Annotated in this window: 11 protein-coding genes; 4 read left to right on the forward strand and 7 right to left on the reverse strand. The window is 67.5% G+C overall.

Annotated elements, in window-relative coordinates; translation table 11 throughout:
- Window positions 1–84: 84 nt before the first annotated feature.
- Window positions 85–936 carry a subclass B3 metallo-beta-lactamase gene (gene bla / locus EAH76_RS08840; protein WP_140849868.1) on the reverse strand — a complete coding sequence of 284 codons (852 nt, stop codon included), beginning with the start codon at window positions 934–936 and terminating at the stop codon, window positions 85–87.
- Complete coding sequence (locus EAH76_RS08845) at window positions 933–2,972, reverse strand: protein-disulfide reductase DsbD family protein (RefSeq protein WP_140849869.1); 2,040 nt, start codon at window positions 2,970–2,972, stop codon at window positions 933–935. Before EAH76_RS08845 ends, bla begins: the two co-directional genes overlap by 4 nt.
- A gap of 75 nt (window positions 2,973–3,047) precedes the next feature.
- Between EAH76_RS08845 and EAH76_RS08850 the strand changes: the two genes are divergently transcribed.
- Window positions 3,048–4,694, forward strand: a complete 1,647-nt coding sequence (locus EAH76_RS08850; RefSeq protein WP_140849870.1) for an alkaline phosphatase family protein — start codon at window positions 3,048–3,050, stop codon at window positions 4,692–4,694.
- Between the two features lie 149 nt (window positions 4,695–4,843).
- On the opposite strand, the gene EAH76_RS08855 is transcribed toward EAH76_RS08850, so the two are convergent.
- The 5 genes from EAH76_RS08855 to EAH76_RS08875 all read right to left on the reverse strand — a co-directional run bounded on the left by EAH76_RS08855 (window position 4,844) and on the right by EAH76_RS08875 (window position 11,770).
- On the reverse strand, window positions 4,844–5,773 hold the full coding sequence (locus EAH76_RS08855; RefSeq protein WP_140849871.1) for a right-handed parallel beta-helix repeat-containing protein: 930 nt from the start codon (window positions 5,771–5,773) through the stop codon (window positions 4,844–4,846).
- Window positions 5,774–5,854: 81 nt separating this feature from the next.
- A complete protein-coding gene (gene metH, locus EAH76_RS08860; protein WP_140849872.1) occupies window positions 5,855–8,536 on the reverse strand; it encodes a methionine synthase in 2,682 nt (893 codons plus the stop codon).
- A gap of 159 nt (window positions 8,537–8,695) precedes the next feature.
- Window positions 8,696–9,742, reverse strand: a complete 1,047-nt coding sequence (locus EAH76_RS08865; RefSeq protein ID WP_140849873.1) for a homocysteine S-methyltransferase family protein — start codon at window positions 9,740–9,742, stop codon at window positions 8,696–8,698.
- A 127-nt stretch (window positions 9,743–9,869) separates the two neighbouring features.
- A complete protein-coding gene (gene metF, locus EAH76_RS08870; RefSeq protein WP_140849874.1) occupies window positions 9,870–10,814 on the reverse strand; it encodes a methylenetetrahydrofolate reductase [NAD(P)H] in 945 nt (314 codons plus the stop codon).
- The gene (locus EAH76_RS08875; RefSeq protein ID WP_140849875.1) at window positions 10,811–11,770 is read right to left on the reverse strand and encodes an ArsR/SmtB family transcription factor; all 960 of its coding nucleotides are present in this window, start codon (window positions 11,768–11,770) and stop codon (window positions 10,811–10,813) included. Before EAH76_RS08875 ends, metF begins: the two co-directional genes overlap by 4 nt.
- Window positions 11,771–11,926: 156 nt before the next feature.
- Here EAH76_RS08875 and EAH76_RS08880 point away from each other — a divergent pair, with 156 nt between their 5' ends.
- Genes EAH76_RS08880 through EAH76_RS08890 form a run of 3 tightly spaced genes read left to right on the forward strand, consistent with a single transcriptional unit; the run spans window position 11,927 to window position 13,385 of the window.
- On the forward strand, window positions 11,927–12,229 hold the full coding sequence (locus EAH76_RS08880; RefSeq protein WP_140849876.1) for a hypothetical protein: 303 nt from the start codon (window positions 11,927–11,929) through the stop codon (window positions 12,227–12,229).
- On the forward strand, window positions 12,229–12,438 hold the full coding sequence (locus tag EAH76_RS08885; RefSeq protein WP_140849877.1) for a hypothetical protein: 210 nt from the start codon (window positions 12,229–12,231) through the stop codon (window positions 12,436–12,438). The genes EAH76_RS08880 and EAH76_RS08885 overlap by 1 nt, the downstream gene beginning before the upstream one ends.
- Window positions 12,435–13,385: an aldo/keto reductase gene (locus EAH76_RS08890; protein ID WP_140849878.1), complete on the forward strand. Its 951-nt coding sequence runs from the start codon at window positions 12,435–12,437 to the stop codon at window positions 13,383–13,385. The genes EAH76_RS08885 and EAH76_RS08890 overlap by 4 nt, the downstream gene beginning before the upstream one ends.
- Window positions 13,386–13,611 lie beyond the last annotated feature (226 nt).

Here is a 13,611-nt window from a genome sequence, read left to right on the forward strand (position 1 = left end):
GATAAAGCCCCCAGATACATCCTGGGTTCCATGCTGCGATGGATTGTTGCGCCGCACAAGCGCTGCTGAAAAGAAATCCGCTGCCTAGCGCTTTGCTGCGCGCGCCAGGGCGCTTGCAAAGTCGCGCCGCGCCTCCGCCACCAGACGCGGGAGCACCGCGCGATCGACGAACGCATCGGGCGCACCCGCATCGCGGCGCTTGGCCTGTCCGAGCAAATCGACCAGATCGGGGTGCATCGGCAGCACGATATCGGCGGGCAGCGTCGCCAGGCGATCGAAACTGCCACGATAATCGGCGACGATGCCGGGATAGGCGCGATTGCCGACCAGGTGATTGCCCGCAACGGTCACGCTGCACGGGAACACCACCATCAATCGCCGCCCCCGCTCGACCACCGGCATCGTCCAGGTCGTGCAGCCCGGCGTATGTCCCGGCGTCAGCACGGCGGTGAGCGCGACGCCACCGACGCTGACCTGCTCGCCATCGCGCACGACCCGGTCGACCGGCACCGGCGCGAAGCGGGTGTGCCCGTTCTCATTGTCGGCCTCGTGCCGACCACGACGCAGCGCAGGCGCATCGCCAGCCGAGGCGACGAGCTTGGCACCACTCCAGCGGCGCAGTTCGGCGAACGCCGCGGCATGGTCGAAATGCGCGTGCGAATTGAGGATCCATTTGATCTGGCGCGGGCGCACCCCAATCGTCGCCAAGTTGCGCTCGATCAGCCCGGCGCTTTGCGCGAGCGGCCCACTGACGAGGATCGTGCCGTCGCGCGTGACCACCGCATAGACACCCAGCCCCTCGGTCCCGACATACCAGATCGGTCCAGCGATATGGAACGGCGCGGTTGGTCGCGACCATGCGGGCGAGGACTGCGCACCCGCCGGAGCGATCCCGACGAACAGCGCGGCCAGTGCGGCGAGAATGCGGGCGATCATAGCGCCGCCAGCATCCCCGGAGTCAGCACCTGTGGCAAGACTCGCGGTTCGGCAGCGCCGGGCGCGTAATAGAGGTACAGCGGCACGCCGGCGCGGTTATGCGCCTCGATGAAGCGCCCCATCGTCGCATCGCCATTGGTCCAGTCGCCGAGCAGCACCGCGACCTTGTGATCGGCGAAGGCCTTGCGCGTCGCATCGGTCTCGATCGCAGCCTTCTCGTTGACCTTGCAGGTCAGGCACCAGTCGGCGGTGAAATAGACGAACACCGGCCGGTTCGCCTTGCGCAGCGCATCGAGCCGCGCCTCGGTGAAGGGCTCGCTGCCCGCCTCCGCCACCGCCGCCTGCGCCGGTGCGCGCGAGACGAGCGCCGCGCCGCCGATCGTCACGATCAGCAGCGCGATCAGCGCGCCCCAGCCGAACGCCAGCCCGCGCGCCTGCCGACGACCGCCGATCCACAGTGCGAAGCCCGCGAACAGCGCCGCGCCGAGGCCGAGCGTCAGCCCGTTCACCCCAGCCTGCCGTCCGAGCACCCACGCCAAGGCAAGCGCGGTCAGCCACATCGGCACCGACAGAATGTGGCGGAAGGTCTCCATCCACGCGCCGGGCTTGGGCAGCCGCTTGCGCAACGCCGGCACGAAGCCGAGCGCGAGGAACGGGATGGCGAGCCCGAGGCCCAGCCCCGCGAACACCGCCAGCGCCGCCGGCCACGGCAGCACCAGCGCCGCCCCCAACGCCGCGCCCATGAAGGGCCCTGTGCACGGTGTCGCGATGAACGCCGCGAGCGCGCCGGTCGCGAACGCGCCGCCCGCCCCGCCCGAGCGGTTGACGAATTGCGGCGTCGGAATCTCGAACAGCCCGCCGAGGTTGAGCGACAGTGCCACCGTCAGCAGCAGCAGCACGACGATCGCGCGCGGATCCTGCAGCTGGAACGCCCAGCCGACCGCAGTGCCGCCAGCGCGCAACGCGAGGATCGCCGCGCCAAGCCCGACGCACACCGCGACGACGCCGCCGGTATAGGCCAGTGCCTCACGCCGCGCCGCGCCCTCGTCGAGATGCCCGCGCGCGAGGCTCAGCGCCTTGAGGCTGAGGATCGGGAAGACGCATGGCATGATATTGAGGATCAACCCGCCGAGCATCGCCCCGGCAAAGGCGATCAGCGTCGCGAGCAGCACGCCGCCCGCAGGCGCCGTCGATGTGGCCGCCGTCGCAGCGACGGAGCCGGCATCGGCGGTCACGCGCAGCCCCTGCTGCGCGCCGATCTGCAGCACGCCGACGAGCGGGCCTGCCCCGCCGGTCGCGCCGGCCTTGGTCTCAACGATCAGACGGTCGCCATCCTGCGTCACCGTCTGCGGCGCGTTGTAATCGAGCAGCCCGGTCGTGACCGGGTAGAAATAGGCATCCTTGAGTGCAGCACCCGCCGGGTAAGGGATCGCGATGCGAATGCGACCGTCGCTTGCCTGGAAGACGCCCTTCGCATCGAGCGGCTTGGGCACGGCGCGGCGCCACGCATCGAAGCGCGCCTGCGTGTCGGGCGCAATCGCGCCGTCGCCGACGGTCAGCGCGAGCGACAGATCGGCCGCTTCGGGCACGCACACCGTCGCGGAACAGACGAGATAGGTGGTGTGCAGCTTGATCGGCAGCGCGGTCCCGGCGGCAAGACCAGCCGGCACCTTCAGCGTGACGAGCGGCGCATAGGGCTTCTCGAACACATAGTTCATCAAATCGGCGACGACGAGCCGCCCCGGCACCGGATAGACCGGCTCGCTTGCGGTCATGCCCTTGGGCAGGCTCCACTCGAGCTTGGCGGGAAAGCCGGCATCGCCGGGATTTTCCCAATAGCCGTGCCAGCCGGCCTCGGGCACCGTCGCCAGCGCGACCGTGACGGTCGATCCCGCGGCGGGGGTCACGCTTTCCGCCACCAACGTGATCGCGAGGTGATGCGCGCCCGGCGCACCGATCGGGCCTCCATCGGCTTGCGCGGCACTTGCCGTCAGCAACGCCAGAACCGTCATCAAGCCGAAATGAAACCAGCGCATTCGCACATCCTTGTAGGTCGCGCGCACCAAGGGCATAGCTCGCGCGGGGTCAAGTATATGGCGCGGAGATCACCGATGAAACGACAGGCTTCCCTCTTGGCGATGGCGCTCGCGCTGCTGTCGGCCCCGCTCTCCGCCCAGCAAGCCGCGCCGTTCACCCCGCCCGCCAGCGCGCCGAAACTGATCGTCGTCATCTCGGTCGATCAATTCTCCGCCGACCTGTTCGCCGAATATCGCAAATCCTTCACCGGCGGTTTCGCACGGCTGCAGCAGGGCGGCGTCTTCCCGAGCGGCTATCAGAGCCACGCCGCGACCGAGACCTGCCCCGGCCATTCGACGATCCTGACCGGCTTCCGCCCCGAACATACCGGCATCATCGCGAACAACTGGACCGACCTCAGCGTCGCGCGCGCCGACAAGGTGGTGTATTGCGCCGAGGACGAGACCGTCCCCGGCACGACGCATGACGGCCAGTACACCGTGTCCGACAAGCACCTGCTCGTCCCCACGCTCGGCGAGCGGATGAAGGCCGCCAATCCGGCGATCCGCGTCGTCTCGGTCGCGGGCAAGGATCGCGCCGCGGTGATGATGGGCGGACACAATGTCGACGAGCTCTGGTGGTGGAACGGCAAGGCGTTCGTCAGCTATGCCGGCCGCGCCACCCCCGCCGTCGTCACGCGCGCCAATGCAGCGACCGCCGCCAGGATCGCCGCGCCGCAAGCCGCGCTCGACGTGCCCGAGGTGTGCACATCGCACGACCGCGCGGTGCAACTCGGCGGCGGCAAGACCGTCGGTGCGGGGCATTTCGAGCGCGCAGCGGGCAGCGCCACGGGCTTCCGCGCCTCGCCCGCATTCGACGGCGCGATCGTCGCGCTGGCGGCGGGGCTCGTTCAGGACATGAAGCTCGGGCAAGGTCCGACCACCGACATCATCGACGTCGGCGCCTCGGCGACCGATTATATCGGCCACACCTATGGCACCGAGGGCGCCGAGATGTGCATCCAGCTTCAGCAGCTCGACGCGACGCTCGGCTCGTTCTTTCAGGTGCTCGATTCGACGGGCGTCGATTATGAGGTCGTGCTGACCGCCGATCACGGCGGCAACGACCTTCCCGAACGCGAAGTCGATGCCGGGCTCCCGGATGCGCAGCGCGCGAAGGTCATGCTCGCCCCCGCCTTCGCGGGGAAGGAGATCGCGGCCAAGCTCGGCATCGCCAAGCCCGTGCTGTTTGGCGACATTCCCAATGGCGACGTCTACATCGCCAAGGACCTCACGAGCGCGCAGCACAAGGCGGTCGAGACCGCAGCGATCGCCTATTACAAGGCTGCACCGCAGGTGGCCGAGGTGTTCACCGCGGCACAGATCCGCGCGACGCCGAGCCCCAAGGGGCCGCCCGAAAAGTGGACCATGCTCGAGCGCGCGCGGGCGTCGTTCCTGACCGGGAGGTCGGGCGACTTCGTCGTGTTGCTCAAGCCGCGCGTGACGCCGATCCCGAGCGCGACGGGCGGCTATGTCGCGACGCATGGCAGCCCGTACGATTACGATCGCCGCGTGCCGATCCTGTTCTGGCGCAAGGGGATGACCGGGTTCGAACATACCGCCGGCGTCGAGACGGTCGATATCGCACCGACGCTCGCACGCCAGATCGCGCTGCCGCTGACCGCGCCGAAGATGGATGGGCGGTGTTTGGATTTGGCCGCTGGCGGAGCGCCCTGCCGCTGAAACAAACCCCTCTCCCTTTGGGAGAGGGTGGCCGAGCAAAGCGAGGTCGGGTGAGGGCAGTCCACGCCGTTGAGGTGTGCTGCCCTCACCCTTCCCACCGGCTACGCCGGCGGGCCGCTTCCCTCTCCCGAAGGGAGAGGGAGAAAAGCTTACCGCACCTCGTACGACCGGATCCCAGCCCCCAGCCGGTTCGCGCCGATCGCAAGCTGATCCCCGCTCATATTGGCAATGAACGCCGGATTGGTCGGCGCACCCGGCGCGAGGCTCGCGTCGTTGTCCTCGATCCGCAGCCCCGCCGCGCTATACGTCTTCGCCTCGGCCGATACGACGATCAGCCCGCTGTGATTTTCCTTGTGCGCCCCCTGCACGAAGGTGTTGCGCGCGATCAGCCCGGTCGCGCCTTGCGACAGATCGATCATGTAATTGGTCTTGCTGCCCTTGGTATCGTCGAAGCTGTTGTCGGTGATCGTGACGTGCGGCGTGCGCAGCTTGACGTAATGCCCGCCGGTACCGCGCTCGAAGCGCGAATTGGTCACCGTCACCGATCCGAGATTGGCGAGATAGATGCTGTGCGAGCAGCTCGGCGTGATGTCGCATTGGCCGAGGCCAGCGAAGGTCGAATGGTCGATCGTGATCTTCTGCCCGCTGGGCTGGCCACCGAGGATACCCTCCTGATTGTCGAGGAACATCGAATTGCGCACGACGAGATCGCCGACCTCGCTGCGGATCCCCGCGCCATTGCCGTCGCCGACCGCGATCTTGCGGAAGACGATGCCATCGACCACCGAGCTCTGCCCGCGCAGCACGAATGCCGCCTTGTCCTCGCACGCCGTCCCCTCGAAGATCGCAGTGCCCGGCGTCACCGCCTTGAAGGTGATGTGCCCGCCCGACTGGATCGTGCACTGGTGATAGACGCCCGGCGCGATCAGGATCGTCGCGGTGCCCATGCGGATCGACTGGACCGCCTCGTCGATCGTCTGGAAGCCTTGGCCCGTCCCCTCGATGGTGAAGGGCGCGCGCTGCTGCGCGGCGGCTGGGGCGGCGATCGCGATGGCGAGCAGGGGTAGAATGCGACGCATGAGGCTGGCTCCTTTGCGCGGCACGATGCCCGCGCAAAGGCCCGGTGAGAAGGCTAATTGAGGGTTAACCCTCCGCGTTCCTCAGTCCAGATTGGGACGCAACCAGCGTGTCGCGGTCGCGAGATCCACCCCGCGCCGCGTCGCATATTCCTCGAGCTGGTCGGGCCCGACGCGTGCCACGCCGAAATACTCCGCCTGCGGGTGGCCGAAATAGAAGCCCGACACCGCCGCGGTCGGCAACATCGCGAAGCTCTCGGTCAGCGTGATGCCGGTCGCGTCGGTCGCGCCGAGCAGCTCGAACAGCATCGGCTTCTCGCTGTGATCGGGACAGGCCGGATAGCCCGGCGCGGGGCGGATACCGCGATACTGCTCGCGGATCAGCGCCTCGTTGGTGAGCTGCTCGCCCTCGGCATAACCCCACAGCGTCGTGCGGACATATTGGTGGAGCCGCTCGGCGAACGCCTCGGCGAGACGGTCGGCAAGCGCTTTCAGCAGGATGTCCGAATAGTCGTCATTGTCGGCCTTGAAGCGCGCGAGATGCGCGTCGATGCCGTGCCCCGCGGTGACCGCGAAGCCGCCGATCCAGTCGCCTGCCGGATCGATGAAATCGGCGAGACACATGTTCGCGCGCCCCTCGCGCTTGGCGATCTGCTGGCGCAGGAAGGGCATCCGGACGCTCGCCTCGTGCGTCCGATCGAGATTGGGCGTGTGGAGGTCGGCCGGGAAGCTCGCGCCGTCGGGACTGCGCTGGGCATCGGCGTGGCTGGTATAGATGTAGACGTCGTCACCATCGCGGTGGCACGGCCACAGGCCGGCGACGCCCTTGGCGGTCAGCCATTTCTCGGCGATGATCTGGTCGAGCATCTTCTGCGCGTCGGCGAACAGCGAAGTCGCGCTCTCACCGACCACCGCGTCGGTCAGGATCGCCGGGTAGTTGCCCGCCAGCTCCCACGCCCGGAAGAAGGGCGTCCAGTCGATCAGCTCGCGCAGATCGGCGAGATCCCAATCCTCGAACACATGCACGCCCGGCTGCTTTGGTGCGTCGGGCTTGAGCGCCATGTCGGCCGGGAACGCATTGGCGCGCGCCGCCTCGATCGGGATGAGCTCGCTCTGTCCCTTATTGGCGCGCGCGATGCGCACCGCTTCATATTCGTCGGCGGTCTTCTGGACGAAATCGTCGCGAATCGTGTCGCTGACGAGCGTCGAGGCGACACCAACCGCGCGGCTCGCGTCGAGCACGTGGACGACCGGCCCATCATAAGCGGGCGCGATGCGCAGCGCGGTGTGAACCTTCGACGTGGTCGCGCCGCCGATCAGCAGCGGCATCGTCATCCCGGCGCGCTTCATTTCCTCGGCGACGGTCACCATCTCGTCGAGCGACGGCGTGATCAGCCCGGACAGGCCGATCATGTCGGCGTCATTCTCCTTGGCCGATTTGAGGATGTCCGACCACGGCACCATCACCCCCATGTCGACCACGTCGAAGCCGTTGCACTGGAGCACGACGCCGACGATGTTCTTGCCGATGTCATGCACGTCGCCCTTCACGGTCGCCATGATGATCTTGCCCTTGCCGCGCGCGCCGGGCTCCTTCGCCGCCTCGATGAAGGGCAGCAGATGCGCGACCGCCTTCTTCATCACACGCGCCGACTTCACCACCTGCGGCAGGAACATCTTGCCCGATCCGAACAGGTCGCCGACGACGTTCATGCCGTCCATCAGCGGGCCTTCGATCACCTCGATCGGGCGCGCGAACAGCTGGCGGCATTCCTCGGTATCCTCGACGACATGCGCGTCGATGCCCTTGACCAGCGCATATTCGAGCCGCTTGCCGACATCGAGGCTGCGCCATTCGGCGGCGGCCTTCTCGGCCACCGCATCGGTGCCCTTGAAGCTCTCCGCCATCGCGATCAGCCGCTCGGTCGCGCCTTCGTCGCTATTGAGGATGACGTCCTCGCACGCCTGACGCAGCTTGGGGTCGATCGCATCGTAAATGTCGAGCTGCCCCGCATTGACGATCGCCATGTCGAGCCCGGCGGGGATCGCATAATAGAGGAACACCGAGTGCATCGCGCGGCGCACCGGCTCGTTGCCGCGGAAGCTGAACGACAGGTTCGACAGACCACCCGAGATATGCGCGTGCGGGCAACGTGCCTTGATGTCGCGGCAGGCTTCGATGAAATCGACCGCGTAATTGTTATGCTCCTCGATCCCCGTCGCGACCGCGAAGATGTTGGGGTCGAAGATGATGTCCTCGGGCGGGAAGCCGATGCCCATCAGCAGATCATACGCCCGGCCGCAGATCTCGAGCTTCCGCGCGCGCGTATCGGCCTGGCCGACGGTGTCGAACGCCATCACCACCACCGCGGCGCCGTAGTTCATCACCTTGCGCGCCTGGGCGAGGAACTGGTCCTCGCCTTCCTTCATGCTGATCGAATTGACGATCGGCTTGCCCGAGACGCACTTCAGCCCCGCCTCGATCACCGACCATTTCGAGCTGTCGACCATGAACGGGATGCGCGCGATGTCGGGCTCGGCGGCGATCAGCTTGAGGAAGGTCGTCATCGCGTACTCGGCGTCGAGCAGCCCCTCGTCCATGTTGACGTCGAGCACCTGCGCGCCGCTCTCGACCTGCTGGCGCGCGACTTCGACCGCGGCGGGGTAGTCGCCCGCCATGATGAGCTTCTTGAAGCGCGCCGATCCGGTGACGTTGGTGCGTTCACCGATGTTGACGAACTGGGCGGTGGAGATGGTCGCGGTCATCTTTGCTTTCTACTCCCTCTCCCGCTTTCGCGGGAGAGGGTCGGGGTGAGGGCCTTCTGCTTGATCGAGACGACCCAATTGAAGACGTAATAGAACAAGAAGGCCCTCACCCTGCCTCTCCCGCACGCGGGAGAGGAGAAGAAGGGCGGTCGCTCGCGGCTAAGCCGCCATCGTCATCGGCTCCAGCCCGGCGAGCCGCGTCACCACCGGCGGCACCGGAAGCGCGCGCGGGGTCAGCCCACCGACCGCCTTGGCGATCGCCGCGATATGCGCCGGGGTCGACCCGCAGCAGCCGCCAAGCACATTGACCTGCGCGTTGGCCGCCCATTCGCGCACCAGGCCCGCGGTGGTCGAGGGCTGCTCGTCATATTCGCCGAGCTCGTTGGGCAGCCCGGCGTTCGGATACACCATGATCAGCGTGTCGCAGATGCCCGACAGCGTACGCACATGCGGCCGCAACTGCTCGGCACCGAACGAGCAGTTGAGCCCGATCGTCACCGGCTTGGCATGCCGCACCGCGTGCCAGAACGCCTCGACCGTGTGCCCCGACAGGTTGCGCCCGGAAAGATCGGTCAGCGTCATCGACAGCATGATCGGCACGTCGCGCCCGAGCGCCTCCGCCGCCTCGAGCACCGCCATGATCCCGGCCTTGGCGTTCAACGTATCGAACACCGTCTCAATCAGGATGAAATCTGCCCCGCCTTCGAGCAGCGCATCGACCTGCTCGCGATAGACGTCCTTCAGATAATCGAAGTCGATCTCGCGGAAGCCCGGATCGTTGACGTCGGGGCTGAGCGACAGCGTCTTGTTGGTCGGCCCGACCGCGCCTGCGACGAAGCGCGGGCGGCCGTCCTTGGCCTGGAACTCGTCGGCCAGCCGGCGCGCGAGCTTGGCGCTCTCGACGTTGATCTCGCGCACGAGATGCTCGGCGGCGTAATCGGCCTGACTGATGCGGTTGGCCGAGAAGGTGTTGGTCTCGGCGATATCGGCGCCCGCTTCGAAATAGGCGCGGTGGATCGCTTCGGGCACCTCGGGCTTGGTCAGCGCGAGGATGTCGTTGTTGCCCTTCTGGTCCTTGGCGAGGCCGAGGTCCCCGGCATAGTCGGCCTCGGAGAGCTTCCAGTTCTGGATCTCGGTGCCGAACGCGCCGTCCGTGATGAGGATGCGCTTCGCGGCTTCGGCGAGGAAGGTCTGGCGGGTGGTCATGATCTTATTCCTTCTAAGCCCCTCCCCTTCAGGGGAGGGGTTGGGGTGGGGAAGTCCGGCAAGCCGATGGCTCAGTGAGACATCCCCCACCCCCTGCCCCTCCCCTGAAGGGGAGGGGTGAAATCCGTTACGCCGCTTGCGCCGCGACCAGCGCCGGCTGCGCACGAATGCCGAGCAGGTGGCAGATCGCGTAGCTCAGCTCGGCACGGTTGAGCGTGTAGAAATGGAAGTCACGCACCCCGCCCGCGTACAGCCGCCGGCACAGCTCCGCAGCGATCGTCGCCGACACCAGCTGGCGCGCCGCGGGACGATCGTCGAGGCCATCGAACAGCGTGCCCATCCAAGGCGGCACCACCGTGCCGCACATCGCCGACATGCGCTGCACCGCGCCGAAGTTCATCACCGGCATGATGCCGGGCACGATCTCGGCGTCGATCCCGGCCTTGGCGGCGGCATCGCGGAAGCGGAAGAATGTCTCCGCCTCATGGAAGAACTGCGTGATAGCCCGCGTCGCGCCGGCATCGAGCTTGCGCTTGAGATTGTCGAGATCGGCCGCCTCGCTCGGCGAATCGGGATGGCATTCGGGGTAAGCCGACACCGAGATCTCGAACGGGTGGAGCTTGCGCAACCCCGCGACGAGCGCAGCAGCATTCTCATAGCCGCCGACCGGCGAGACGAACGGCTGCCCTGCCACGGGCGAATCGCCGCGCAACGCGACGATATGCCGCACGCCCGCCGCCCAATATTCATGCGCGACCGCGTCGATCTCCTCGCGCGTCGCATCGACGCAGGTGAGGTGCGCCGCCGCCGGGATCGTCGTCTCGCGCGCGATCCGGGCGACCGTCGCATGCGTGCGTTCGCGCGTGCTGCCGCCCGCGCCGTACGTCACCGAGACGAAGCGCGGGCCGAGCGGTGCGAGCGTCTGCACCGATTCCCACAACGTCTCTTCCATCTTCTCGGTCTTGGGCGGGAAGAATTCGAAACTCACCCGCGCGTCGCCCGCCAAATCCGCGAACAGCGGCGTCGCCAGAGCGAGCCGCGCTTCCTGCATCTGCGCTACCGAAACCGTCATGCCGCCTTCACCTTTGATACGCTTTGCCCGACCTTGCGGGCGAGCCACAGTTTCACCGTCAATTCGCCGCCCTCGAGCGTCTCGATCCGCGCCGGGGCGAGTCCGGCCGCAGCGAACCACGTCGCCATCTGCTCGTCGGCAAAGCCCAGGCGGGTATGCGCATCCTTGGCGCGCAGATCCTCGCGATCATGCGCCGCGAAGTCTGCGATCAGCAGTCGCCCGCCGGGCTTCAACACGCGCGCCGCCTCGGCGATCGCCGCGCCGGGTTGCTGCGCGAAGTGCAGCACATGGTGGACGATCGCGACATCGGCCGCGTCGTCGCCGAGTGGCAGCGCGTACAGATCGGCCTGGCGCAATTCGGCATTGGCGAGCCCGCGCTCGGTCAGTTTCGCGCGTGCCAGCCGCAGCATTTCCGAGCTGCGATCGATCCCCAGCGCCTGCCCTGCCCGCCCGCCGAACAGTTCGAGCATCCGCCCGGTACCCGTGCCGATATCGATCAGCTGCCCGATCGGCGCGTCTCCCAACACCGCCGACATCGCCGCCTCGACCTCGCTTTCTGCGATGTGGAGCGAGCGGATCGCATCCCATTGCCCGGCATTGGCCTCGAACCAGCTCGCTGCGGAGGCCGCGCGATCGGCGCGCACCGCCGCCAGCCGCGCCGCATCCGCCACCGCCCAATGATCGGGCTCGATCACGCCCCACGCATCGAGCGCGGCGATCACCGGCGCGACGGTCGCGCCGCTGCCGAGCGCAACGAACACCCAGCTGCCTTCCTTGCGCCGCTCGGCGACGCCCGCATCGCACAGGATCTTGACGTGACGGCTGACGCGTGGCTGGCTCTGCCCGAGCACCTGCGCGAGCTCGCCAACCGACAGCTCCATCGTGCGCAGCAAAGCGACGATCCGCAGCCGCGTCGCGTCGGCGAGCGCGCGGAAGATATCGAGGGCGATGGTCATTGTGCCACCTCATATAAAGATATCTTTATATGAGGTCAACGCGGTTCGAACGTCCATAATCTGCAACGCCAGCGCAACAACATGGCGCAGCCGGAGTTGAAGCCCCCGACCCCATCCTCTAGCGTTGCACCCACTTCTGGGAGCCAAGGACCCGCCATGATCAAGACCCGCATCCTCCTGCCGCTCACTGTGCTTGCCGCAATCGGCCTCGCCGCGTGCAGCCCCAAGGCACAGAACGACATCAGCGAAGCCGCCAACAGCGTGGCTGCCGATGCCAATGCCACCGGCGCCAAGGCGGTCGACGATACCGACGCCGCGCTGGGCGCTGCCGAAACGCGGCTCGACAATGCCGGCGCCGTGATCGGCAACAAGGCCGACCGGCTGTCCGACAAGGCCGACCGCGCGGCCGATCGTGCCGGCGCCGCGATTTCCGATTTCGGCAACGACATCCGCGATTGATGCGCATCGGGTCTCAGCGGCGCGCGCTGCTCGTCCCCTTGCTGCTGGTCGCCGCCTGTTCGGGCGGCACCTCCTCGACCGGCGCACCGCCGGGCGAGGACAAGGCGCTTGACGAGGCGGCCGCGTCGCTCGACGCCAATTCTCCCGACACCAACGCCGCGGTGATCGTCGACGACGACGCACCCGGCAACGAGGACCAGCCGCAATGACCACCCTCCGCCGCCTGGGCGCCACCGACCTGCACATCGCGCCCCTGGTGCTGGGCGGCAACGTCTTCGGCTGGACCGCCGACGAAGCGACGAGCTTCGCCGTCCTCGATGCCTTCGTCGCGGGCGGCGGGACTATGATCGACACCGCCGACGTCTATTCGGCGTGGGTCCCGGGCCATAAGGGTGGCGAGTCCGAGAGCGTGATCGGCGCGTGGCTCAAGCAATCGGGCAAGCGCAACCAGGTGCAGATCGCGACCAAGGTCGGGATGCTGCCGGGCGAAGGCGGCGAGAAGCTCGCGCCCGCGCGGATCGCCGCGGCGTGCGACGCCTCGCTCAAGCGGCTCGGCGTCGAGACGATCGATCTGTATTTCGCGCATCAGGACGACGATGCCGTCGCGCAGGAGGATGCGCTCGCGGCGTTCGGCAAGCTGATCGACGCCGGCAAGATCCGCGCGCTCGGCGCGTCGAACTTCCACGCGGCGCGGCTCAAATCGGCGAACGACGCCGCCAAGGCGCACGGCCTGCCGCACTATCACGTGCTCCAGCCCGAATATAACGTCGTCAGCCGCCACAAGTTCGAGGGCCAGCTCCAGGATTATTGCGTCGAGCATAACATCGGCGTGGTGCCCTATTACGGGCTCGCCTCGGGCTTCCTGACGGGCAAATATCGCAGCGCCGACGATTTCGGGAAAAGCGTGCGCGGCGGGCGGATGCAGGCGTTTCTCGATGGAACGGGGCCGGCGGTGTTGGCCGTTATGGACGAGGTCGCTGCGGAGACGGGTGCCAGCCTTGCGCAGATCGCGCTGAAGTGGCTTGCTGAGCAGCCGGGCGTGACTGCACCGATCGCGAGCGCGACGAGCGTTGCGCAGGTCGAGGAGTTGCTCGGGTCGATCACGCTGGAGTTGAGCGCCGAGCAGATCGAGCGGCTGTCGAACGCGGGGGCTTAAGCCCCCTTACGAAAGACGGTCCCCGGCGACGGCCGGGGCCCAGGCGGTATGTCGGAAGTGGCGGGCATTGCGCCAGTTGCCCCGACTTCCTCTCCCGGGCCCAGCCTTCGCCGAGGAGCATCTATAGATCCCGACGCCGCGGCAAAGCCGCGTCGTCGGACGGGGCTGGTGGCCCCGCCGGCCGGGCCTGCCGCGGTTCCGCGCCCGAGCTTGCGCTCGGGCTTGG

Source organism: Sphingomonas glacialis, assembly GCF_006439055.1.
Taxonomy (GTDB): Bacteria; Pseudomonadota; Alphaproteobacteria; order Sphingomonadales; family Sphingomonadaceae; genus Sphingomonas; species Sphingomonas glacialis_A.